20 protein-coding genes and 1 tRNA gene are annotated in these 21,461 nt (G+C 64.3%); 8 read left to right on the top strand and 13 right to left on the bottom strand.

The genetic code is table 11. The features are described 5' to 3' along the window. Positions 1-218 precede the first annotated feature (218 nt). Together msrQ and msrP are read right to left on the bottom strand one after the other, a co-directional pair. Entirely contained in the window at positions 219-842 is a 624-nt protein-coding gene (msrQ, locus tag AB1A62_RS03705) for a protein-methionine-sulfoxide reductase heme-binding subunit MsrQ (RefSeq protein WP_366660020.1), read from the bottom strand. A gap of 11 nt (positions 843-853) precedes the next feature. Further along, complete coding sequence (gene msrP / locus AB1A62_RS03710; RefSeq protein ID WP_366660022.1) at positions 854-1,759, bottom strand: protein-methionine-sulfoxide reductase catalytic subunit MsrP; 906 nt, start codon at positions 1,757-1,759, stop codon at positions 854-856. Positions 1,760-2,035: 276 nt separating this feature from the next. On the opposite strand from msrP, the gene AB1A62_RS03715 reads away from it, so the two are divergent. Further along, a complete protein-coding gene (locus tag AB1A62_RS03715; protein ID WP_366660023.1) occupies positions 2,036-2,605 on the top strand; it encodes a hypothetical protein in 570 nt (189 codons plus the stop codon). A gap of 33 nt (positions 2,606-2,638) precedes the next feature. Here the strand turns inward: AB1A62_RS03715 and AB1A62_RS03720 are convergent, their stop codons facing one another. Both AB1A62_RS03720 and clpB read right to left on the bottom strand, forming a co-directional pair. Next, positions 2,639-3,280 carry a TVP38/TMEM64 family protein gene (locus tag AB1A62_RS03720; RefSeq protein ID WP_366660025.1) on the bottom strand — a complete coding sequence of 214 codons (642 nt, stop codon included), beginning with the start codon at positions 3,278-3,280 and terminating at the stop codon, positions 2,639-2,641. A gap of 143 nt (positions 3,281-3,423) precedes the next feature. Further along, positions 3,424-6,042: an ATP-dependent chaperone ClpB gene (gene clpB / locus AB1A62_RS03725; RefSeq protein WP_366660027.1), complete on the bottom strand. Its 2,619-nt coding sequence runs from the start codon at positions 6,040-6,042 to the stop codon at positions 3,424-3,426. Between the two features lie 341 nt (positions 6,043-6,383). On the opposite strand from clpB, the gene pyrF reads away from it, so the two are divergent. Further along, entirely contained in the window at positions 6,384-7,100 is a 717-nt protein-coding gene (gene pyrF / locus AB1A62_RS03730; protein WP_366660028.1) for an orotidine-5'-phosphate decarboxylase, read from the top strand. 396 nt (positions 7,101-7,496) lie between these two features. On the opposite strand, the gene AB1A62_RS03735 is transcribed toward pyrF, so the two are convergent. Continuing rightward, complete coding sequence (locus AB1A62_RS03735) at positions 7,497-7,919, bottom strand: NUDIX hydrolase (RefSeq protein WP_366660030.1); 423 nt, start codon at positions 7,917-7,919, stop codon at positions 7,497-7,499. A gap of 87 nt (positions 7,920-8,006) precedes the next feature. Between AB1A62_RS03735 and AB1A62_RS03740 the strand changes: the two genes are divergently transcribed. Further along, complete coding sequence (locus AB1A62_RS03740) at positions 8,007-9,260, top strand: DNA polymerase IV (RefSeq protein ID WP_366660032.1); 1,254 nt, start codon at positions 8,007-8,009, stop codon at positions 9,258-9,260. A gap of 15 nt (positions 9,261-9,275) precedes the next feature. On the opposite strand, the gene AB1A62_RS03745 is transcribed toward AB1A62_RS03740, so the two are convergent. Then, the gene (locus AB1A62_RS03745) at positions 9,276-10,136 is read right to left on the bottom strand and encodes an N-formylglutamate amidohydrolase (protein WP_366660034.1); all 861 of its coding nucleotides are present in this window, start codon (positions 10,134-10,136) and stop codon (positions 9,276-9,278) included. A 163-nt stretch (positions 10,137-10,299) separates the two neighbouring features. Between AB1A62_RS03745 and AB1A62_RS03750 the strand changes: the two genes are divergently transcribed. The 4 genes from AB1A62_RS03750 (at position 10,300) to AB1A62_RS03765 (ending at position 13,098) form a co-directional block, all read left to right on the top strand. After that, positions 10,300-10,374, top strand: a tRNA-Val gene (locus tag AB1A62_RS03750). A gap of 79 nt (positions 10,375-10,453) precedes the next feature. Next, entirely contained in the window at positions 10,454-10,579 is a 126-nt protein-coding gene (ykgO, locus tag AB1A62_RS03755) for a type B 50S ribosomal protein L36 (protein ID WP_005648635.1), read from the top strand. A 420-nt stretch (positions 10,580-10,999) separates the two neighbouring features. Then, positions 11,000-12,016 (top strand): Fe(3+) ABC transporter substrate-binding protein, encoded by a 1,017-nt coding sequence (locus tag AB1A62_RS03760; protein ID WP_366660035.1) that lies wholly within the window; start codon positions 11,000-11,002, stop codon positions 12,014-12,016. A gap of 221 nt (positions 12,017-12,237) precedes the next feature. After that, positions 12,238-13,098 carry a CobW family GTP-binding protein gene (locus tag AB1A62_RS03765; RefSeq protein ID WP_366660037.1) on the top strand — a complete coding sequence of 287 codons (861 nt, stop codon included), beginning with the start codon at positions 12,238-12,240 and terminating at the stop codon, positions 13,096-13,098. Positions 13,099-13,119: 21 nt separating this feature from the next. On the opposite strand, the gene AB1A62_RS03770 is transcribed toward AB1A62_RS03765, so the two are convergent. From AB1A62_RS03770 to AB1A62_RS03795, 6 genes are all read right to left on the bottom strand, one after another. Beyond that, positions 13,120-14,799, bottom strand: a complete 1,680-nt coding sequence (locus AB1A62_RS03770) for an iron ABC transporter permease (RefSeq protein WP_366660039.1) — start codon at positions 14,797-14,799, stop codon at positions 13,120-13,122. A gap of 159 nt (positions 14,800-14,958) precedes the next feature. After that, positions 14,959-16,176, bottom strand: a complete 1,218-nt coding sequence (locus tag AB1A62_RS03775) for a phenylacetate--CoA ligase family protein (RefSeq protein ID WP_366660041.1) — start codon at positions 16,174-16,176, stop codon at positions 14,959-14,961. A gap of 17 nt (positions 16,177-16,193) precedes the next feature. Beyond that, positions 16,194-17,042 carry an ABC transporter ATP-binding protein gene (locus AB1A62_RS03780; RefSeq protein ID WP_366660042.1) on the bottom strand — a complete coding sequence of 283 codons (849 nt, stop codon included), beginning with the start codon at positions 17,040-17,042 and terminating at the stop codon, positions 16,194-16,196. A 118-nt stretch (positions 17,043-17,160) separates the two neighbouring features. Then, a complete protein-coding gene (locus AB1A62_RS03785; RefSeq protein ID WP_366660043.1) occupies positions 17,161-18,444 on the bottom strand; it encodes an ABC transporter substrate-binding protein in 1,284 nt (427 codons plus the stop codon). Between the two features lie 94 nt (positions 18,445-18,538). Then, a complete protein-coding gene (locus AB1A62_RS03790) occupies positions 18,539-19,615 on the bottom strand; it encodes a branched-chain amino acid ABC transporter permease (RefSeq protein ID WP_366660045.1) in 1,077 nt (358 codons plus the stop codon). Positions 19,616-19,689: 74 nt separating this feature from the next. After that, positions 19,690-19,953, bottom strand: coding sequence for a hypothetical protein (locus AB1A62_RS03795; protein WP_260016919.1), 264 nt, complete (start codon positions 19,951-19,953; stop codon positions 19,690-19,692). A 102-nt stretch (positions 19,954-20,055) separates the two neighbouring features. Here AB1A62_RS03795 and AB1A62_RS03800 point away from each other — a divergent pair, with 102 nt between their 5' ends. Then, the gene (locus AB1A62_RS03800; protein ID WP_366660046.1) at positions 20,056-20,388 is read left to right on the top strand and encodes an SHOCT domain-containing protein; all 333 of its coding nucleotides are present in this window, start codon (positions 20,056-20,058) and stop codon (positions 20,386-20,388) included. 27 nt (positions 20,389-20,415) lie between these two features. Here the strand turns inward: AB1A62_RS03800 and AB1A62_RS03805 are convergent, their stop codons facing one another. Beyond that, positions 20,416-21,402, bottom strand: coding sequence for a branched-chain amino acid ABC transporter permease (locus AB1A62_RS03805; RefSeq protein ID WP_366660047.1), 987 nt, complete (start codon positions 21,400-21,402; stop codon positions 20,416-20,418). Positions 21,403-21,461: the final 59 nt, after the last annotated feature.

Below are 21,461 nucleotides of genomic sequence, written 5' to 3' on the forward strand. Positions count from 1 at the left end.
AAACCAATGCCCGGGGCACTTACCCACAGACTCAACCACCTTACCCACAGACACAAAGCCAGGAATCGCGGATTCCGAAGCCGGGATTCCCTCCGCCCAGCCTCCTGCCGGTCCAAAGCCCCCCCCCCAGGACAGTCGAGAGAAAAGCCAGAAAGAGGGTGGCCTAAAAAAGGACGGCACATCGGCCGCCCTTCGGACGTCTTCCAAAAGCTCCGGATCTAGGTCCGGCCCGAGACCAGCGCGCCCGATGCCTGTCTCAGCCAGCGGCTGCCGGCCAGGCGCAGCGCCAGCAGGAACAGCACCAGTCCCAGGTAGATCAGCGGCTCGATCTGAAATCCCTTCGACACCATTACAAAATGCACGGCACCCAGCACGGCAGCAGCATAGGTCAGCCGGTGCAGCCGGGACCAGGCGCGGCCGAGCCTGCGGACCGAGAGGTTGTTGGAGGTCATCGCCAGCGGCAGCATCAGGACAAAGGCGCCCATTCCAATAGTGATATAAGGACGCTTGGCAATATCGGTGAGGATCTGGCCCAGGATCTGCACATCCAGCACCAGCCAGACCAGCAGGTGGCACAGGACATAGAAGAAGCACAGAAGCCCAACCGCCCTCCGGAATTTCATCAGGTTGAGGCCCAGCAGGCGGCGCAGCGGGGAAATGGCCAGCGTCAGGATCAGAAGCTGCAGCGCCAGCTCGCCGTATTCATGCTCCAGCGCCTTGATCGGCTCCACGCCGAGGCCGCCTGTCAGGCCAAGGCAGAACAGCCAGGGCGCAGGCAGCGCGCCAAGAAGGTAGACCGCCCACACAGGCAGGCGCCGGAGAAGCTGGTTTGCAAATTCCATCCTCGGCCTCCTCAGAAATATTCGCCCAGGTCCATGCCTTCATACAGGACGGCGACCTCGTCCTCGTATCCATTGAACATCAGCGTCGGCTGGCGGCGCGCAAACAGCCCGCCGCCGATGCGGCGCTCGCTGGCCTGGCTCCAGCGCGGGTGCGAGACATCCGGGTTCACATTACTATAGAAGCCGTATTCGCGCGGGTTGGCCATGTTCCAGCTGGCTGGCGGCTCCTCATCGGTCAGGGTGATCCGCACCACCGACTTGATCGACTTAAAACCGTATTTCCATGGCACCACCAGCCGCAGCGGCGCGCCGTTCTGGTTGGGCAGCGGCTTGCCGAAGATCCCGGCCGCCATGATCGTCAGCGGATGCATCGCCTCATCCAGGCGCAGGCCTTCGCGATAGGGCCAGTCGAGCACCTTATAAGCGGTGCCGGGCATCTCGGACGGGCGGTAGAGGGTCTCAAAGGCCACATACCTGGCGCCGTCCTGCACCCCCGCCAGGTTCAGCAGGTCGGCAAGCTCAAACCCCTGCCAGGGCACCACCATCGACCAGGCCTCGACGCAGCGGAACCGGTAGATGCGCTCCTCCAGCGTCATCTCCCCCAGGATCTGCTCAAAGGAGTAGTCGCCGGGGTTATCAACCAGCCCGTCGATCTTCACGCTCCAGGGCTTCGTTGTCATCCGGTCCGCGTATTTGGACGGATCCCCCTTGCCGGTGCCGAACTCATAGAAATTGCAGTAGCTGGTCACCTCATCCCAGGTGTTGGGCTCCAGCGCCTCTTCCGCCTGTGCGCGGCCGCCCAGCGCAGCCGCCAGCCCGCTGCCTGCCAGCCCCGCCATGATCCGGCGCCGGTTCCAGAACGCAGCCTCCGGGGTTGCATCGGCAAGGGTCAAGTCATTGGTCCAGCGGCGCGCCATCTGCGTCTCCTGATTTTGCGGGTCTCTCCTGAGGTAACGGTCCCGGGCGCAAAACCCAAAACATATCCCGTCACGACTGCGCGAGAGAGATGTAACGTTGCAAGCCCTGCCAGTATCCGCGAAAAACCGGCCGCGTGCGCCTCCGCTGACAGAAATGTGAAGCCATGCCCGGTCAAGAGGCCGGAATTTCCCCGGGAGCCGGAAAATTCCCCGCTGCACCCCGGGAGCGATTTCACTATGCTGGCTGGAAATCAAAACCGCTTCGGGCAGACCACGATGAAATCCCTAGTTGCACCCCTGATGATGCTGGCCGCCGCGGCACTGGCTGCCTGCACGGCCGCCCCGACCGCGACCAAAAACGATGTCGAGGCGCTCTCACTCGCCATCCAATCCCTTGATCCGCAGGTGGACGCCGGCGAGGCCCGCCGCGCGGCTGAGCTTGCGTACAGCCACTCTGCCCGGCTGGCGGAACAGTATAATGTCACCACCTCTCCGATCATCCACAACACGCTGGTGAACAGCGGCGTCAAGGAGCGCGGCATCTGCGTGCATTACGCCGAGGACATGGAAGCGCGCCTCGATCAGGAAAACTTCCGGACGCTCACAATGCTGCGCGCCATTGCCGAGCCCAAGAACGAGTTCCGCATCGACCACTCGACGGCGGTGATCGCCGCCAGGGGCGACGGCATCTACGAGGGCATTGTGCTCGACCCCTGGCGCTATGGCGGCAAACTCTACTGGTCGGCCACCACCGACGACCCCCGTTATGACTGGGAACCGCGCCTGAAGGTCCTGCGCCGCAAGTATGAGCGCCGGATGGCCAAGGAAGCGGCGGCGGGCACCTAGTCCTTACACAATTCCGCGCGGCTTGGCCCGGTATCAGATCCAGGGCCGCGCCAGACGGTGTATGGCAAACAGGACAATCAGCAACCCGGCCGAAACCGCCGCCAGCACCGGCCAGTCCATATCCAGCATCTGCGCCCCGAACCATGTGGACAGCAGTGTCACCGGCAGGATGCCCAGCGCCGTGGTCCACACAAAGGTCCAAAGGCTGACCCGGGTCAGCCCTGCGGCATAGTTGATCAGATTGAAGGCGATCACCGGGATCAGGCGCGCGGCCAGAAGCGCCAGCGTCCCCCGCTCCTCGGTCCAGGCATCCAACTGCCGCGCCTGCGTTTCGCTCAGCCAGGCCCGGACCGTCTCCTGCCCCAGCCGGCGCGCCAGCCAAAAGGCCACCAGCGCCCCCAGCATCGCCCCGGCCCAGATCAGCGCCGCCCCCAAAAGCGTGCCGAAAACCGCCCCCGCGCACAGCGCCAGGATTTCCGCCGGAAACGGCACAAAGGAATGCACCACCATCAGGACGATCACCGCCAGCGGCGCCCAGGCCCCTGTGCTGCGCAGCCAGGCAACCATGTCCTCCACCGGGCGCGCCTGCCCATCCAGCACATAAGCCGCCAGCGCGCCGCACAGCAGCACGAGGAGAAATGCGGCAAAGGCCGTTCTGCGCCTGATGCGGATCATGGGACCGGCGCCTTTGCTAGGAACAGCTGCCAGTCTAATGCTTTCCGCCACCGCCGCAAAATGCGCGCCCCGGCAGACATGAAAAGGCCCGCCGCAACGGACGGGCCTTTCCGGGTCACATCCTGCGCTGAATGCACGACCGTTTAATGCACCACGGCATCATCGGGGCGCGGCCTGCCGCTGGTGCCCAGCCGCTCGCCGATAATCAGCCCGTCGCTGCCGGCCGAGACCGGGACGGTGTCGCCGTCCTTGATCTCGCCGCCCAGCAGGGCCTCCGCCAGCGGGTTCTGCAGGGCGCGCTGGATCACCCGCTTCAGGGGCCGGGCGCCGAACACCGGGTCATAGCCCTCATCCGCCAGCCAGGTCTTGGCCGCCTCGTCCAGCTCCAGCGTGATCTTGCGGCCTGCCAGGCGTTTCAGCAGCCGGGCCAGCTGGATCTCGACGATACCGTCCATGTCGGCGCGGGCCAGACGGTCGAAGATGATGGTCTCATCCAGCCGGTTCAGGAACTCGGGCCGGAAATGCGCCCGGACCGCATCCATCACATCACGCCGCGCGTCCGAAGCATCAGCCCCTTCCGGCAGCTGGCTCAGCGCCTGCGCACCCAGGTTAGAGGTCAGCACGATCAGCGTCTGCTTGAAGTCCACGGTGCGGCCCTGGCCGTCGGTCAGGACACCATCGTCCAGCACCTGCAGCAGAACGTTGAACACATCCGGATGCGCCTTCTCGACCTCGTCGAACAGCACCACCTGATAGGGGCGGCGGCGCACGGCCTCGGTCAGCGCTCCGCCCTCGTCATACCCGACATAGCCCGGAGGCGCGCCGATCAACCGGGCGACCGAGTGCTTCTCCATGTACTCGGACATGTCGATGCGCACCATCGCGTGCTCGTCGTCGAACAGGAACCCGGCAACCGCCTTGGTCAGCTCCGTTTTACCCACGCCGGTCGGCCCCAGGAACAGGAACGACCCCAGCGGCCGGTTCTCGTCATTCAGACCCGCCCGCGCCCGGCGCACCGAATTGGCAACCGCAGTTACGGCGGCATTCTGGCCGATCACCCGGCGGTGCAGCTCATCTTCCATGCGCAAGAGCTTCTCGCGCTCGCCCTCCAGCATCTTGGAGGTCGGAATGCCGGTCCAGCGTTCGACAACGGCCGCAATCTGCTCGGGCCGCACGGCCTCCTCGACCATCAGCCCCTGCTCTTCCTTCTTCTCGGCATCCGCCAGCTGCTTCTCGAGCCCCGGAATGACGCCATAAGACAGCTCCCCTGCCTTGGCGAGGTTACCTTCCCGCTTGGCGATGTCCAGTTCCGCACGGGCGCGGTCCAGCTGCTCCTTCAGGTCGCGGGCCGAGGCCAGCTTGTCCCGCTCCGACTGCCACTGCGCGGTCATCTCGGCGGACTGCTCCTGCAGCTCAGCCAGTTCCTTTTGCAGCTTTTCCAGCCGGTCCTTGGATGCGGCATCATCCTCCAGCTTCAGCGCCTCTTCCTCGATTTGCATCTGCAGGATCTGCCGGTCCAGCGCATCCAGCTCTTCCGGTTTCGAATCCACCTGCATCCGCAGGCGGGAGGCCGCCTCGTCCATCAGGTCGATTGCCTTGTCCGGCAGGAAGCGGTCGGTGATATAGCGGTTCGACAAAGTCGCCGCCGCCACCAGCGCCGCGTCGGCGATGCGCACCCCGTGGTGCAGCTCATACTTTTCCTTGATGCCGCGCAGGATCGAGACGGTGTCCTCCACCGTCGGCTCTGTCACCATCACCGGCTGGAACCGGCGGGCCAGGGCCGCATCCTTCTCCACATATTTACGGTATTCATCCAGCGTGGTCGCACCGACGCAGTGCAGCTCGCCGCGTGCCAGCGCCGGCTTGATCAGGTTGGCCGCATCCATCGCGCCGTCGGATTTGCCGGCACCGACCAGCGTGTGCATCTCGTCGATGAACAGGATGATCTCGCCTGCGGCCTCGGTCACTTCAGTGAGCACTGCCTTCAAGCGCTCCTCGAACTCACCCCGGTATTTCGCGCCGGCAATCAGCGCCCCCATGTCCAAAGACAGGAGCTTCTTGTCACGCAGGGATTCCGGCACATCGCCATTCACAATGCGCAACGCCATGCCCTCGGCAATCGCGGTCTTACCAACGCCCGGCTCGCCAATCAGCACAGGATTGTTTTTGGTCCGGCGCGACAGCACCTGCATCGAGCGGCGGATTTCCTCGTCCCGGCCGATGATCGGGTCGATCTTGCCCTCACGCGCCGCCTCAGTCAGGTCGCGGGCGTATTTCTTCAGCGCGTCATAGCCTTCCTCAGCCGTGGCAGAGTCTGCCGTGCGCCCCTTGCGGATGTCATTGATCGCTTCATTCAGCTTCTGCGCAGTGACGGCACCGGCCTCCAAGGCGTCCTTGGCCTTCGACTTCACCATGCACAGCGCCATCAGCAGGCGCTCCACCGGCACAAAGCTGTCGCCCGCCTTCTCGGCGATCTTGGCGGCCTCATCCAGCACCTTAGCAGTCTGCCCGTCCAGATAGATCTGGGCCGCATCGCCGCTCACCTTGGGCTGCTTGGCGACAGCGGCGTCAACGGCCTCGGCGACGCGCGCAGGCGCACCGCCCGCGCGGGAAATCAGGTTGCTCGCCAGCCCCTGATCATCGTCCATCAATGCTTTCAGAATATGCTCCGGCACCAGCCGCTGGTGCCCCTCACGCATCGCAATGGTCTGCGCCGCCTGCACAAAACCCCGTGCACGCTCCGTGAACTTGTTCAAGTCCATCTTGCTCTCCTTTTTCAAGCGCCCAGTTTTTGGCAGCGCCCGCTTGGCGGCACGCCCCGGTCCGGGCCTCAAGGTTCAATTTGGGAAGCGATCCCGCCGCTTCAACCCATACTCGCCGGAAAAGGTGAGCAAATCCCTGACCTGCGTCAACTTTGCACCCAACCCGCCGCTGCCGGGCGCGGCCCCGCCGCGCGCCAGCGCAGCGCAGGGCCCAAAACTGTTATCTGTCCCGCAAGGGGCAGCTTCAGTTGCGGGAGCGCCCTGCTGCGCCTTGCCCATTCGCAGCCCCTTGCGTATGAAACGCCAGTTTCACGCCGAACCCGCCACAAGAGGACCCCGCCATGACCCAAACTCCGCGCGCCGATGACCGCCTGATTGTTGCCATGGATGTTCCCAATGCACTGGCGGGGCTGAAGCTGGCCGAGCAGCTGGGCGATGCGGTCTCCTTCTACAAGATCGGCCTTGGCATGCTCACCGGCGGCGGGCTGGCGCTGGCCAATGAGCTGAAGCAGGAGCACGGCAAGCGCATCTTCCTCGACATGAAACTCTTTGATATCGGCGCCACCGTGGAAAACGCGGTGCGCGGCCTTGCGCAGTTCGACCTCGACTTCCTCACCGTGCACGGCGACCCCTATGTGGTGCGCGCCGCCAAGGAAGGCGCGGCAGGCAAGGATCTCAAGATCCTCGCCGTCACCATCCTCACCTCACTCGACCGTCAGGATCTGGACGGCGCACTGATCAAGGACGGCGCGGTGCAGGATCTGGTGCTGGAGCGCGCAGGCAATGCCTTTGCCGCCGGCGCCGACGGCGTCATCGCCAGCCCGCAGGAAGCCGCCCTGATCCGCGCCCTGCCCGAGGCTGAAGGCAAGCTGATCGTCACCCCGGGCGTCCGCCCGGCCGGAGCGGACCTGGGCGACCAAAAACGCGTCGCCACCCCGGCCAGCGCCATTTCCGATGGCGCTGATCACATCGTGGTGGGCCGACCGATCTGGAAAGCGGACAGCCCCCGCACCGCAGCAGAAGCCATCCTGGCAGAGCTGGCCGGGGTAAAAGCGTAGACCCCGGACACTGCCGGAAACGGGGAAGACAGCGGAAACCGCACGTCCCGTAACCGGTACAGCCTCGCTTCTGCCTAAAATTTAGGCAGAAAGAAAAATGTGCGGCAGGTGCACCATTTCCTGACAAGGCGCACCTCCGCCCGCCAGTGACGTAACGTCAAGCCGCTCTTTTCGCTGACGAAACCCGTCGCAGAGGCGATTTCTGCGCCAAATCGTCCTGTGCCTCAAAAAGCACACCCGCAGAACCAGCAGCCAATGCACGGCCCCGCAAACTTTGCGAAACAGCGCCATGTGGGAGATTCTCAAATTGAGACACTCCCCAGACGGGCTTTTCTTCCTGAGACCCGTCACCTTCCCCCCGCATACCAGCGGGGGATCTTTCTTTTCAGCCCTCAGTCACTCCGGCCGCACGGCAAGATATTCCCGCAGCCGTTCCGCGAAATGGGGCACCGCCAAAGGGTGCGCGCAATAGGCCTCTGGCGCCATCAGCGCCCAGCCCCGCCCCTCATTGCCGAACCGGATCGCGCTGACAGCCTCCGCAGGCAGATGCGCGGCAAAGAACCAGACCCGCCCGTGCGGCCGCTGATACACCCTGGACCAGATCAGCAGCTCCGGCGGCAGCACCAGGCCGACTTCTTCATATGTCTCGCGCAGCGCGCAGTCCGCCGGGCTTTCATCCGCCTCACGGCCGCCGCCCGGCAGGTCCCAGTGCCCGGGGTAAGGGATATCCGGCTTGTCATCGCGCTGTATGACCAGCAGATCCTGCCCCAGAAACACCGCCAGCTTTGCGCCGGCAAAATCTTCGCCTGCTGATGTCATGACCTGTCACTTGGCAACCCGCCGCGCTAAAGACAAGGCCTCCGACGCAAGCTAGACTTACCCTGCCCGAATTCAGCGACCCGCCCGATGCACGCCCTCTGCCGAGACTGCCTGAGCCAGATCACTCCCGCCCGGCGCTGCCCCCATTGCGGCAGCCCGCGGATCAAGGCGCATGAGGAGTTGTTCTCCCTCAGCATCGCCCATATGGACTGCGATGCCTTCTATGCCAGCGTCGAAAAACGCGACAACCCGGAGCTCGCCACCAAGCCGGTGATCATCGGCGGCGGCAAGCGCGGCGTGGTCTCCACCGCCTGCTACGTCGCCCGCATCCGCGGCGTGCGCTCCGCCATGCCGATGTTTCAGGCGCTCAAGCTCTGCCCCGACGCGGTGGTGATCAAGCCGCGGATGAATGTCTACGTCGAGGTCAGCCGCGAAATCCGCAAGATGATGAATGAGCTGACCCCGGACGTGGAGCCGCTGTCGCTGGACGAGGCCTTCATGGATCTGACCGGCACCGAAAAACTGCACGGCGCGCCGCCCGCGGTGATGCTGGCGCGGCTGGTCAAGCGGATGAAGGATGAGCTGGGTGTCACCGGTTCCATCGGCCTTTCCCATAACAAGTTCCTGGCCAAGGTCGCCTCCGACCTCGACAAGCCGCGCGGATTCTCGGTGATCGGCAAGGCCGAGACCGCCGATTTCCTGCGCGAAAAACCGGTGCGGCTGATCTGGGGCATCGGCCCCGCCGCCCAGGAAAGCCTGGACAAGGCCGGCATCCGCACCTTCTGCGACCTGCTGCGCTGGGACCGCGAGGCGCTGCACAGCCGCTTCGGCTCCATGGGCGACCGGCTCTGGCTTCTGGCCCGCGGCCAGGACCGGCGCCGGGTCTCTGCGCATGAGCCGGTCAAGTCGATCTCCAACGAGACTACCTTCTTTGAGGATACCGCCTGCCTGGACGTGCTGGACGGCCACCTGTGGCGGCTGGCTGAAAAGGTTTCGGACCGGGCCAAGGCGCGGGAACTGGCGGGCCGGGTAGTGACGCTCAAACTGAAACGCGCCAACCATTCCGCTCTGACCCGCCGCGTCACCCTCCGCAGCCCGACCCAGATTGCCGACCGCATCTACCGCACCGCCCGCAGCCTGCTGGATCAGGTGGGCGACGAAGGCCCCTACCGGCTCTTGGGCTGCGGGATTTCAGACCTGGTGCCCGAATCGCAAGCGGACGACAGCGGCGACCTGCTGGACCCGGATGCCGGCAAGCGCGCAGAGGCCGAACGCGCCACCGACGCCATCCGCAAGAGATTCGGCGACAGCGCGATTCTGAAAGGCCGCGCCCTGCGCTGAAATCACGGCACAGGATTATTCCGCCGCCAGTGGCAGTTCCTCCCGCCCGATTGCTGCAATTTCGGCCACCACCTGGCGCAGCAGCTGCTGCAAGGCATCGAAATTCGCATTGGGCCGGATGCTGGCCTCATCCATGTAAAGCGCCCGGTCGAGCTCGATCTGTACCGCATGCTGGCGCCGCGACGGGCGGCCATAGGTCTGGGCGATATAGGCCCCGGCAAAGGGTGTGTTGCGCGCGACCTTCAGCCCGGCCGCGGCAAAGGCCGCCTCGATCCGGTCCACCACGCCGCTGTCCGCAGCTGCCCCGAACCGGTCGCCCAGCACCACCTCCGGCTTGCCCGCGCCCCGCGGGGCCATCGCCTCCACCGCCTCATGCGGCATTGAATGGCAATCCACCAGAATCGCCTGGCCGAATTCCCGGTGCGCCTGATCCAGCAGCCCTTTCAGAGCCTGATGGTAGGGATGCCAGCAGCACCTGATCCGCCGCTCCGCTTCTGCCAGCGGCAGCTTGCCGCTGTAGATCGCCCGGCCGTTGGCCACCACCCGCGGAATCACCCCAAGGCCGGAAGCCACCCGCGGGTTCTGCCCGCGCCGCTGCACCCCCTCGATCACCGCAGGGTCCAGCTCATCGGGAGAGCGGTTCAGGTCCAGATAGGCCCTTGGTTTCAAGGCCTTCAGCAGCGGCGCCCCGAACTCCGGCGCGGCTAGGAACAGCTGGTCAACAAAGGCGTCCTCCGAGCTGCGGATCTCCCGCCGCCCCAGAATCGACTGTGCCAGAAAGGAATCGGAATAGTCCGTGCCGCTGTGCGGAGAGGCAAAAACCGCCGCCGAGGCCAGTTTCTGCGGGGAAATCACGGAAAACGCTGTATCAGGCATCCTTGCTCCGGTGCTTCTTGTGCAAGAAACAGCATATCGCGGAAATTTCTGCGGTCAAAAGCTCTTGCGCCCGCCGGCGACTCTATTTATAGACCCCCTCACCGGCGCGGCACCCCGCGCCCCTTTCACTTCTGAGGGGCAGGAACGGCGCGCAGGCCAGAGTGGGCGATTAGCTCAGCGGTAGAGCACTTCGTTGACATCGAAGGGGTCACAAGTTCGATCCTTGTATCGCCCACCATTCCATTCACTGCCCTGGCCACGGCCAAGGCACCCGCTAACCCAGGCGCTGGTTCGCGCCGCAGACAAGGAGAGAGACCATGAAGGTCAAGAACTCGCTCCGTTCGCTGAAGAACCGGCACCGCGATTGCCGGGTTGTGCGCCGTAAAGGCCGCGTGTACGTGATCAACAAGACCCAGCGCAAGTTCAAAGCGCGCCAGGGCTAAGATCCGCTACAGCGACATGCAGAAAACCGCATCATCCGATGCGGTTTTTTTGCGTTTGGGGCTGCCTTCTTTTTGAACCAGGCCAAGGCGGCACTCCCGCACCTCCAGATACCCCGGCTGCTGCCAAGCAATATTTGGCCGCCCGTTGGGCGTGGCAGCACGCGTGGCGCGGTGCCGCGCCCAACGGGAGCGGACCTGCATAGGCCCGGCGACAGACGGGAGAAGCCAACAGTAAACGGGCCAGGCCCGGCATCGCGTCCCGAACAGGTGCGGCCTGAAACCAGCAGGGCTCCGCCCCTGACGTGCGCCGCCGCGGCAAATTATCCGATTTCTTTTGTCGGAAATTGATTGCATCCGCCGGAAAACTCCTTAATTGACTATTTCAGTCGGAAAAAGAGCCACTAACGAACGGGACAAAACATGCTGAAAGCCACCACCGTACTGGCCGGCGCGCTGACCGCTGCCATTGCCACCACTGCTGCAGCCGAGGGCGAGCTGAACATCTACTCCTCGCGCCACTATGACACTGACGAGCAGCTCTACTCTGAATTCGAAAAGGCCACCGGCATCACCATCAACCGGATCGAAGGCAACGCCGATGAGCTGATCGCCCGGATGAACGCCGAAGGCGAAAACTCCCCGGCGGACATCCTGATCACCGTCGACACCTCCCGCCTGACCCGGGCCAAGGATGCCGGCGTGCTGCAAAGCATCGAGAGCGACGTGCTGGAGGCCCGCGTGCCCGCCTATCTGCAGGACGAGGGCAACCAGTGGTTCGGCTTCAGCCAGCGCTCGCGGATCATCTTCTATGACAAGGACGAGGTCGCCAATCCGCCGCTGACCTACCTGGACCTGGCCGACCCCGCCTACAAGGGCAAGGTCTGCATCCGCTCCTCCAAGAACACCTACAACCAGACCCTGCTGGCCTCGATCGTGACCCATCACGGCGCCGAGAAGGCCCGCGGCTGGGCCGAAGGCGTGGTCGCCAACATGGCGCGCGACCCGCAGGGCGGCGACACGGACCAGATTCGCGGCCTGGTCTCCGGCGAGTGCGATATCGCGGTTGCCAACAGCTATTACTTCGCCCGCTCGATCCGCAAGGAGGTCAAGGGCGTGTCGGAACACCGTGACCAGATCGGCTGGCTGTTCCCCTCGCAGAACGAGGAAGGCGCGCATATGAACCTGTCCGGCGGCGGTGTTGCCTTGCACGCACCGAACAAGGAGAACGCCATCAAGTTCCTGGAATACCTCGCCAGTGATTCCGCCCAGGCGTATTTCTCGGCCGGCAATGATGAATACCCGGCAGTCTCCGGCGTTGGCCTGGCCCCGTCAATTGCGGCGCTTGGCCACTTCAAGCCGGATGACGTGAACCTGTCCGAGGTCGCCAAAAACCTCCCCGAAGCGCAGAAGATCTTCAACGACGTCGGCTGGAAGTAACGCCAGCCTTCAAAGAAACTGGAAAAGCGCGGCCCTGGCCGCGCTTTTTTATGCCTGTACGTTTCCCAAATGGCACAGCAGCCGCCAGTTTGGCAAAAGTTCGAAGCAATCCCAGCTTTTCCTAGACCCGCTTGCACCACATGCCTATAGGTTCGCGCATCTTGAAATTCGGGGGGAAACATGCAGTCGGGAGCACGCCGCGCTCTGGAGGAACAGAGCCTATGAACCGGTTGCCAGTAACGATTATCAGCGGATATCTGGGTGCGGGGAAGACCACCCTGATCAACCGCCTGCTGGCCGAGGATCACGGGCTGAAACTGGCCGTGATCGTCAACGACTTTGGCGCAGTCAATATTGATGACGCCCTGATTCAGGACGCGGATGGCGGCAAGATCGCCCTGACCAACGGCTGCGTCTGCTGCACCATGGGCGATGATCTCGCGCTTGCCCTGCGCGATGTTCTGAACCGACCCGAGCGTCCGGATCACCTGGTGATCGAGGCCAGCGGCATTTCCGACCCGGTGGCCATCGCCAATTCCGTCCTGAATGAATCCGGCCTCAGCTACGGCGGCATCGTCTCCCTGGTGGATGCGGAAAATGCCGGGACCCTGCTGAACGACCCGCTGCTCGCACCGCAGGCGGAACAGCAGATCCGTGCCGCTGACCTGGTGATCGCCACCAAATGCGATGAACTGGACGAAGCGCTCAGCGCGCTGCTGGCCAAGGCAGGCGCCCGCACGCCCACCGTGCTGAACAGCTCGCCGGTGGCGGAATTGCTGTTTGACGTGGTGCCGCTGCCCAAGGGCCGCGCGGTGGCGGCGCATCCCGCCTACACCACCTGGCAGCACCGCAGCAGCACTGTTCTGGACCGACGCGCGCTGGGGGACAAGCTGGCGGCGCGGCCCACGGGGCTTTACCGGATGAAGGGCTTTGTGCTGACCACCGGCGGCGCCTATGAGCTGCATGTTGTCGGCCGCCATGTCGAAGCCAAACGCTGCGCGGCGGAGGAAACCGTCCTGGTCGGCCTGGGACCGGCAGACCGGATTTCCCGCGACGAGATCGAGGCCTGGTGGGCGGCATAAGCCGCCCCAAAGCGCTGCTCTTTAGCGCCGCTGCCCCACTTGGCGGCAGATCAGGATCACCGGCAGCAGCCCCACCGCCATGATCACCAGCGACGGCACCGCGGCCCCCTCCAGCCGCTCGTCTGCGGCCAGCCGGTGCGCCTGCACCGCCAGGGTGTCAAAGTTGAAGGGCCGCATGATCAGCGTCGCGGGCAGCTCCTTCATCACATCGACAAATACGATCAGCAGCGCCGTCAGCAGGCTGGGCGTCAGAATCGGCAGATGCACCCGCCGCAGCATGCCCATCGGCCCCTGCCCCAGAGACCGTGCCGCCGCATCCATATTCGAATGCATCGTGGCCTGGCCGCCCTCATAGGCCCCCAAAGCGGCCGCCATGAACCGCACGCCGTAAGCCGCCACCAGCAGCCAGATCGAACCGGTGACCAGCAGCCCGGTGCGGATGCCGAAGCTCTCCCGCATCCAGGCGTCCAGCGCGTTGTCAAAGGCGGCGAAGGGCACGATCAGCCCCACCGCGATCACCCCGCCCGGCACCGCATAACCCAGCCGCGCGAAGTACGCCGCGGTCGCGGACAGCCGCCCGGGCCGCAGCCGCTGATAGAACCCGAGGCAAACCGCCGCTGCCACAGTCAGCACCGCCGCCGCCGCGGCCAGGGTGATCGAGTTGGTGGTGAAATCGATGTAGCGGCGGCTGAACAGGTTCTGCTCGGAATCAAAACTCATCGCGAACAGCACCGCCACCGGCAGCAGGAAGCCCAGCACCACCGGCACCGCGCAGAAGAAAACCGCTACTGCCGCCTTGATCCCGCCCAGCTCGGCCGGCGGCATCTGGTTGTGATGCTTGCCCGCGTGGTGGTATTTCGCCCGCCCCCGCGTGGCCCGCTCCACCACCGCCAGGGTCAGCGCAAAGCCCAGCAGGCACAGCGCCAGCTGCGCCGCGCCGCCCCGGTCGCCCAGCGAGAACCAGCTGGTGTAGATGCCGGTGGCAAAGGTCTGCACCCCGAAGTAGGAGACCGTGCCGAAATCCGCGATGGTCTCCATCACCGCCAGCAGCACGCCCGAGGCAATGGCCGGCCGCGCCATCGGCAGGCTGACCAGCCAGAACGCCTGCCAGGAATTCTTGCCAAGCGCCCGCGCCGCCAGAAAAGCGCCTGCGCTCTGCTGCATGAAGGCCGCCCGCGCCAGCAGGTAGACATAGGGGTAGAGCACCAGCACCAGCATCGCCGCCGCCCCGCCGGTGGAGCGGATCTCCGGGAACCAGTAATCCCGCGGCCCCCAGCCGGTCACCTCGCGCAACGTGGACTGCACGATGCCGGGATGATCCAGGATATGGGTATAGGCATAGGCCAGCACATAGGCCGGAAAAGCCAGCGGCAGGACCAGCGCGATCTCCAGCAGCCGGGCGCCGGGAAACCGGGTCATCGTCACCAGCCACGCCGCGCCAGTGCCGATCGCAAAGGTGCCAAGCGCCACCATCGCCACCAGCGCCAGCGTGGTCAGCGAATACCCCGGCAGCACGGTCCCGGCCAGATGGCTGATGGTATCGGTGCCGCCGAACGCCGCTGCGAATGCCACCGCAACCATCGGCAGCAGGCAGGACAGCGCCACCGCCCAGGCCAGCACAGCAAAGACACCGCCACCGGTCTTGCCGCCGCGGCGGCGCCCGTGCGGGGCATATTCTATGGGATCGTCTGCAGCTGTCATTTTGCGGATGCCTGGGTCCGGTTTAAGCGTCACACCGCCCTATTTCGACTATTCCAGTCAGAAATTCCAGCCGGAAAGCGCGGCCTCGCTCTTCGGCCCCTCAAAACAGAAAACGGGCGCCCGCATCCGGCGCCCGTGCTTGCCTGCAAAGCAGACATCTCAGTCGTAGGTCCGCTGATCCTCGATCACCAGCCCGTCCTTGGGCAGCGCCCCGGGCGCGACCACCTCGACCTTGCCCTTCAGCTTCAGCACCTCGATCACCGACCGCGCATATGCCGCCTCGTCGCCGCCTGCGGCTTCGATCTGCACGGTCATCGCGTCCATTTCGCCGTCGCGGCTGGCAATCACCCGGGCCTTGACGATCTCGTCATGCTTCTCGACCAGCGCCGCCACCTGTTCCGGGCGCACGAACATGCCCTTGATCTTGGTGGTCTGATCGGCGCGGCCCATCCAGCCCTTGATCCGCATATTGGTGCGGCCGCAGGGCGAGACCCCCGGCATCACCGCCGACAGATCGCCGGTAGCGAACCGGATCAGCGGGTAATCCGGGTTCAGCGTGGTCACCACAACTTCGCCCACCTCGCCAGGGCTGACAGGATTGCCGGTGCCGGGGGTGACGATCTCGACGATCACATGCTCGTCGACAATCATCCCCTCCATCGCTGGGCTTTCATAGGCGATATTGCCCAGATCGGCGGTGGCATAGCACTGCAGGCAGGAAATCCCGCGGTCGGCGTATTCCTGGCGCAGGCTCGGGAACAGCGCGCCGCCGCCCACCGCGGCCTTGGAGAACATCAGTTCCACGCCCATGGCGTCGGCCTTGTCCAGGATCACCTTCAGGTAATCCGGCGTCCCGGCATAGGCGGTGGCACCGACATCATGCGCGGCGGTCACCTGCAGCTCGGTCTGGCCGGTGCCGGCCGGCAGCACCGCGGCGCCAACCGCCCGCGCGCCGTTTTCAAAGATCATGCCGGCAGGCGTCAGGTGGTAGCCGAAACAGTTCTGCACCACATCGCCCTGGCCGATCCCGGCGGCGTTCAGGAACCGCCCCATACGCCACCAGTCGCCGTCCACGCCGCCCGGCTCATAAATCGGGCCGGGGCTCTGGAAGATATGGGCAAAGCCGGTTGCAGGCTTCACGGTGAAGCCGCCAAAGGGCGGGTTTGCCGCCTGGGCGCGGCTCAATTCGGACTTGCGCAGCACCGGCAGTGCCGCCAGCGCCTCAGCCGAATTCACCGCTGCAGGGTCCACCCCGTCCAGCAGCCCGGCATATCCGGCTGCGGTTTTGGCGCGGGCAATCTGCTCCGGCAGCGCCTTGGCCAAGTCTGCGGCGCGTTCGTCTGCGCTGCGGGTTTCAAGCGTGTCAAAATAGCTCATCACATCACCATCCCGCATCAGCTCAGCCACCGCTTGCGGCGGCGGTAGGACCGCACGTCGCGGAAGCTCTTGCGCCCCTCATCCGACATGCCGAGGTAGAATTCCTTCACGTCCGGATTCTCCCGCAGCTCTGCCGCGGGCCCGTCCATCACCACCCGGCCGGATTCCAGGATGTAGCCGTAATGGGCATAGCGCAGCGCCACGTTGGTGTTCTGCTCCGCCAGCAGGAAGGTCACGCCCTCCTGCTCGTTGATCGACTTCACGATCTCGAAGATCTGCTCCACCAGCTGCGGCGCCAGCCCCATCGACGGCTCGTCCAGCAGGATCGTCTCCGGCCGGGACATCAGCGCGCGGCCCATCGCCACCATCTGCTGCTCGCCGCCAGAGGTATAGCCCGCCTGCGATTTGCGGCGCTCCTTCAGGCGCGGGAAGTAATGATAGACCATCTCCAGGTCTTTCTGGATATCGGCACCGCCGTCGCGGCGGGTATAGGCGCCGGTCAGCAGGTTTTCCTCCACCGTCAGGTGCTCAAAGCAGTGGCGGCCTTCCATCACCTGAATGACGCCCTTCTTCACCAGCTCCGCCGGGTCCTGTTCATGCACGTGCTCGCCGCGGTACTTGATCGATCCCTTGGTCACCTCGCCGCGTTCCGAATGCAGCAGGTTCGAAATTGCCTTCAGCGTCGTGGTCTTGCCGGCCCCGTTGCCGCCCAAAAGCGCGGTAATGCCGCCCTTGGGCACATTCAGGCTCACGCCCTTCAGAACGAGGATCACGTGATTGTAGATCACCTCGATATTGTTGACCTCCAGCAGGGTCTCGGCCTGCACGTCGGAAGTATCGGCGGCGGTGTTCGCTGCATCCAGCATCAAAGCGTGTCCTCATACCTGTCCCGGATCTTGTCCCGGGACCCTGTTTGCGTGGCGCGGCGGCTCCCCGCCGCACCGGTTGTTTCCGGCCCCGCCACGGCAGGGCCGGAGGGAGCCCTTAGTTGCAGCGGGGCTCGATGTTGTTCTCAGACGCGTAGGCGGCCGAGTCCTCTTCGATCAGCTTGCCGATCACTTCGGTATCAGACGGTTTGAAGTCCGAAATCAGCGACCAGGTCTGGGTGTCCGCGTCCCACTGGGTCACGCCCACCAGGCCGGGCCCGCCGTGGTTTTCGCAAGAGACGTTGAAGGCCGGGCCGAAGTTCGGCATCCCCAGCGCCGCCATCTTGGCTTCGTCGATCACCAGCGCTTCCATGCCGTCACGCATCATCGCCGCGGTGATATCCGCAGTGCCGTGGATTTCCTGTGCGGTCTTGGCGGCCTCTGCTGCCAGCATCGCCGCGTACATGCCGCGGTTATAGAGCACATTGCCCACCTGATCGCCTGCACCTGCGGCCTTGCCCGCATCCACGACATATTTCTGGATGTCGTCAAACACCGGGAAGTCGCGGCCCACGTTGTGGAAGGTCACCGCCTTGTAACCGTCGGCCTTGGCGCCTGCCGGCATCACGTCATGCTCGGCACCGGACCACCACACGCCGATGAAGTTCTCCATCGGGAAGCGGATGTTGGCGGCTTCCTGGATCGCCACTTGGTTCATCACGCCCCAGCCCCACATCACGACATAGTCGGGACGGTCGCGGCGGATCTGAAGCCACTGCGACTTCTGCTCCTGGCCCGGGTGATCCACCGGCAGCGCCACCAGCTCAAAGCCATGCTTCGCGGACAGCTCCTCCAGGGTGCGGATCGGCTCCTTGCCGTAAGCCGAGTTGTGGTAGACCAGCGAGATCTTCTTGCCGCTCAGATCGCCGCCGTTTTCCTCCAGCAGGTAGTTCACCACACCCGAGGCACCGTTCCAGTAGTTGGCCGGGTAGTTGAACACATGGCTGAACACTTCGCCGTTTGCCGCCGAGGTGCGGCCGTAACCCATGGTGTGCAGCGGGATGTTGTCGGCAGTCACTTTGGGGATCAGCTGATAGGTGATGCCGGTGGACAGCGGCTGATAGATCAGCGCGCCCTGGCCCTTAGTGGACTCGTAGCATTCCACACCCTTCTCGGTGTTATAGCCGGTCTCGCATTCGACCACTCGGGCCGGAACACCGCCGATGCCGCCGTCGCGCTCGTTCAGCAGGGTGAAATAGTCGTTGTAGCCGTCCGAGAACGGGATGCCGCCCGCCGCATAAGGCCCGGTCCGGTAGCTGAGGTCCGGGAACACCAGGTCCGCCATTGCCGGACCGGCTGCCATCGCGGCGCCCAGCGCCAGTGTGGTCAGTGTCTTTTTCATCGGCTTAAATCCTCCCTTTGGTCTTATCCGATGGTTGTCTTCAAACGGGGGTGGTCTTCTTGTTCTCCCCGCCAGCTCTCGAAGGCCGCCCGCATCAGTGCGGGAAGGGCCACAGTCTCAGTTTCTCCTTGGCGACGCGCCACAGCTGCGCCATCCCGTGCGGCTCCGCGATCAGGAAGACGATGATCAGCGCGCCCACGATCACCAGCTGGAAATGCGCCACGATGTCGGTGGGCCAGCCCATCAGGTCGACACCCACCACCTTCAGCACCACCGGCAGCAGCACCAGGAAGGCAGCCCCGGCAAAGGAGCCGAAGATCGAGCCCAGCCCGCCCAGGATCACCATGAACAGCACCAGGAACGATTTCTGGATGCCGAACGCCTCGCCGACCTCGACCGCACCCAGGTAGACCGCAAAGAACAGCGCGCCGGAGATGCCGATGAAGAAGCCGGAGACCGCAAAGGCCGTCAGCTTGGCTTTCAGCGGGTTCACCCCGATGATCTCGGCGGCGATGTCCATGTCGCGGATCGCCATCCAGGTCCGGCCCACGGTGCCGCGGGTCAGGTTGCGGGCAATCAGCGCGCAAACGGTCAGGAAGATCAGGCAGAACAGATAGGTGGCCCAGGCCGGCGCATTGGGGCCGGTGATGATGATGCCGAAGGTGTCACGTTCCGGCGCGTTGATCTGGCCGGAGGCGGAGTAGTTGTAGAACCACGGCACCCGGTTGAACAGCCACACCAGGAAGAACTGCGCCGCCAGCGTCGCCACCGCCAGGTAGAACCCCTTGATGCGCAAGCTGGGCAGGCCGAACAGAACGCAGACAAGCGCGGTGATGCCGCCCGCCAGCAGCACATGGATGAACATGCTGACTTCCGGAAAGGCGGTCATCAGCTTGTAGCAGGCATAGGCCCCCACAGCCATGAAGCCGCCGGTGCCGAGCGACACCTGCCCGCAGTAGCCGACCAGAATGTTCAGCCCGATCGCCGCGATCGAATAGATCAGGAACGGCAGCAGGATCGCATTGGCCCAGTAATCATTGATCAGGAAGGGGATGAGACCGAACGCAACCGCCAGCACCGCATAGTAGCGGTAGCGGTCGAACTTGATCGGAAACGTCTGGCTGTCATCGGCATAGGAGACTTTGAAATCCCCGGCTTCACGGTAGAACATGTCTCAGATGCTCCCTTTCTGTTGCGCGTGGGCGGTGCTGCCTGCGCGGATACTGTTTCTTGTTACGGCGGCGCTCATTCGATCTGCCCCCACTGGGCCTGCGCCGCATCGCGCTGATCGCGCGTCATCCGGTTCGAAGGCTTGGCATAGCCGCTGCGCTCGCTGCCGCGCACCAGCCGCAGATAGGCGATGATGCCGGTGATCAGCCCGGCCGAGGCCAAGAGCGCCGCGGTCACCACCTGGGTCTCGCTGTAGCTTTCCGCCGAAAGCGCCAGGTAGCCGAAGGCCCAGAACCCGGCCCAGGCAATGACGTTGATGACGGCGATCAGCTTGGTCATGCCGCACCCCCGGCGTTAACCACTTTGTCAGATTTCCGGGCTTGGACACATTTTGCCCACTTCTTTGTGGAACCCTGCGCTTGGGTAGAGTGAGTGGAACCAATGACCGTGATTTTCGAGGAAATCCGGCGGCTGGAGGCCGCGCGGAAGAAGGGCGACATATCCGAAGCCGAATTTGCCAAAGCCAAGCGCCGGCTGCTGGAAACCGTGGAAGACGCAACCGTCCTGCCGCCCTTCGAGTTTGAGCAGCCGCGGCGGCGGGTCTCCGGCGCAGCACCCGGACCGTGGGGAACGGTGCTGATCGGGCTCTTGATGGCCGGGCTGCTGACCTTCGTGGCCGGGCAGATGATCGGCAACATCACCATTGCCTTCACCCTGGTTGCCACGGTCTGCGCCGCCATCGTCGTTGCCGCCTTTCGCCGGCTGGAGGGCTGAGTGTGCCGGGAGCAGATCATATGAGCCTCAGACCCGTTCAATGATCTTCTCCCCGAACAGGCCCTGCGGGCGGAACACCAGGAACAGAAGCGCCAGCACATAGGCAAACCAGTTCTCGGTCGCGCCGCCCACCAGCGGGCCGATGGCGAATTCGAACAGTTTTTCACCCACGCCGATGATCAGCCCGCCGACGATGGCGCCGGGGATCGAGGTGAAGCCGCCCAGCATCAGAACCGGCAGCGCCTTCAGCGCGATCAGCGACAGCGAGAACTGCACGCCGGATTTGGTGCCCCAGACGATGCCCGCGACCAGCGCCACGAAACCGGCAACCGACCACACCAGCACCCAGATGAAATTCAACGAGATGCCGACCGACAGCGCCGCCTGGTGGTCATCCGCCACCGCGCGCATCGCCCGGCCCTGCTTGGTGTACTGGCTGAAGGCCACCAGACCCGCCACCAGCAGCGCTGCAATCACCGTCGCCACGATATCCAGATTGTCGATAAAGAAGCCGTAGCCGAAGATGTTGAAGGTGGTCTCGTCGATCCACAGGTTGATGCCCTGCGGCAGGCCGACGTCCAGCGTCTTGATCTCGGAGCCCCACATCAGGTCGGCAACGCCTTCCAGGAAGTAGGCCAGACCGATTGTCGCCATGAACAGGATGATCGGCTCCTGCCCCACCAGGTGCTTCATCACAAGGACCTGAACCAGCCAGGCCAGCAGCACCATCACGCCGACGGTCAGCGCAATCGCCACGGCGCCCGGAACATTCCAGCCGAAATGGGTGATATGGCCGCCAAAGACGGCGTTGATCAGATGCGAGAACGGCACCTGCCCCTGCATGATCCCTACCAGCGTCATCGCCGCAAACAGCGCCAGAACACCTTGGGCATAGTTGAAGATACCGGAGGCCTTGTAGATCAGGACGAACCCCAGCGCGACCAGCGCATACAGAACGCCGGCCATCAGGCCGTTCAGCGTCACTTCCATCGCAAAGACGAGTTGTTCGGGCATTAGAGGCTCTCCTCGGAATTCTGCGCTGCGGCGGTGCACAGGCGGTGCACAGGGGGTGT

Source organism: Leisingera sp. JC11 (assembly GCF_040704725.1).
GTDB lineage: Bacteria > Pseudomonadota > Alphaproteobacteria > Rhodobacterales > Rhodobacteraceae > Leisingera.

Excerpts from the sequence above, each read along its gene's own strand:
- msrP (WP_366660022.1), bottom strand. The coding sequence starts at position 1,759 with ATGGCGCGCCGCTGGACCAATGACTTGACCCTTGCCGATGCAACCCCG.
- AB1A62_RS03770 (WP_366660039.1), bottom strand. The coding sequence starts at position 14,799 with ATGACAGCTGCAGACGATCCCATAGAATATGCCCCGCACGGGCGCCGC.
- AB1A62_RS03790 (WP_366660045.1), bottom strand. The coding sequence starts at position 19,615 with ATGTTCTACCGTGAAGCCGGGGATTTCAAAGTCTCCTATGCCGATGAC.
- AB1A62_RS03745 (WP_366660034.1), bottom strand. The coding sequence starts at position 10,136 with ATGCCTGATACAGCGTTTTCCGTGATTTCCCCGCAGAAACTGGCCTCG.
- AB1A62_RS03780 (WP_366660042.1), bottom strand. The coding sequence starts at position 17,042 with ATGCTGGATGCAGCGAACACCGCCGCCGATACTTCCGACGTGCAGGCC.
- ykgO (WP_005648635.1), top strand. The coding sequence starts at position 10,454 with ATGAAGGTCAAGAACTCGCTCCGTTCGCTGAAGAACCGGCACCGCGAT.
- clpB (WP_366660027.1), bottom strand. The coding sequence starts at position 6,042 with ATGGACTTGAACAAGTTCACGGAGCGTGCACGGGGTTTTGTGCAGGCG.
- AB1A62_RS03785 (WP_366660043.1), bottom strand. The coding sequence starts at position 18,444 with ATGAAAAAGACACTGACCACACTGGCGCTGGGCGCCGCGATGGCAGCC.
- AB1A62_RS03720 (WP_366660025.1), bottom strand. The coding sequence starts at position 3,280 with ATGATCCGCATCAGGCGCAGAACGGCCTTTGCCGCATTTCTCCTCGTG.
- AB1A62_RS03735 (WP_366660030.1), bottom strand. The coding sequence starts at position 7,919 with ATGACATCAGCAGGCGAAGATTTTGCCGGCGCAAAGCTGGCGGTGTTT.
- AB1A62_RS03805 (WP_366660047.1), bottom strand. The coding sequence starts at position 21,402 with ATGCCCGAACAACTCGTCTTTGCGATGGAAGTGACGCTGAACGGCCTG.
- AB1A62_RS03715 (WP_366660023.1), top strand. The coding sequence starts at position 2,036 with ATGAAATCCCTAGTTGCACCCCTGATGATGCTGGCCGCCGCGGCACTG.
- AB1A62_RS03760 (WP_366660035.1), top strand. The coding sequence starts at position 11,000 with ATGCTGAAAGCCACCACCGTACTGGCCGGCGCGCTGACCGCTGCCATT.
- AB1A62_RS03795 (WP_260016919.1), bottom strand. The coding sequence starts at position 19,953 with ATGACCAAGCTGATCGCCGTCATCAACGTCATTGCCTGGGCCGGGTTC.
- AB1A62_RS03775 (WP_366660041.1), bottom strand. The coding sequence starts at position 16,176 with ATGAGCTATTTTGACACGCTTGAAACCCGCAGCGCAGACGAACGCGCC.
- AB1A62_RS03740 (WP_366660032.1), top strand. The coding sequence starts at position 8,007 with ATGCACGCCCTCTGCCGAGACTGCCTGAGCCAGATCACTCCCGCCCGG.
- pyrF (WP_366660028.1), top strand. The coding sequence starts at position 6,384 with ATGACCCAAACTCCGCGCGCCGATGACCGCCTGATTGTTGCCATGGAT.
- AB1A62_RS03800 (WP_366660046.1), top strand. The coding sequence starts at position 20,056 with ATGACCGTGATTTTCGAGGAAATCCGGCGGCTGGAGGCCGCGCGGAAG.
- AB1A62_RS03765 (WP_366660037.1), top strand. The coding sequence starts at position 12,238 with ATGAACCGGTTGCCAGTAACGATTATCAGCGGATATCTGGGTGCGGGG.
- msrQ (WP_366660020.1), bottom strand. The coding sequence starts at position 842 with ATGGAATTTGCAAACCAGCTTCTCCGGCGCCTGCCTGTGTGGGCGGTC.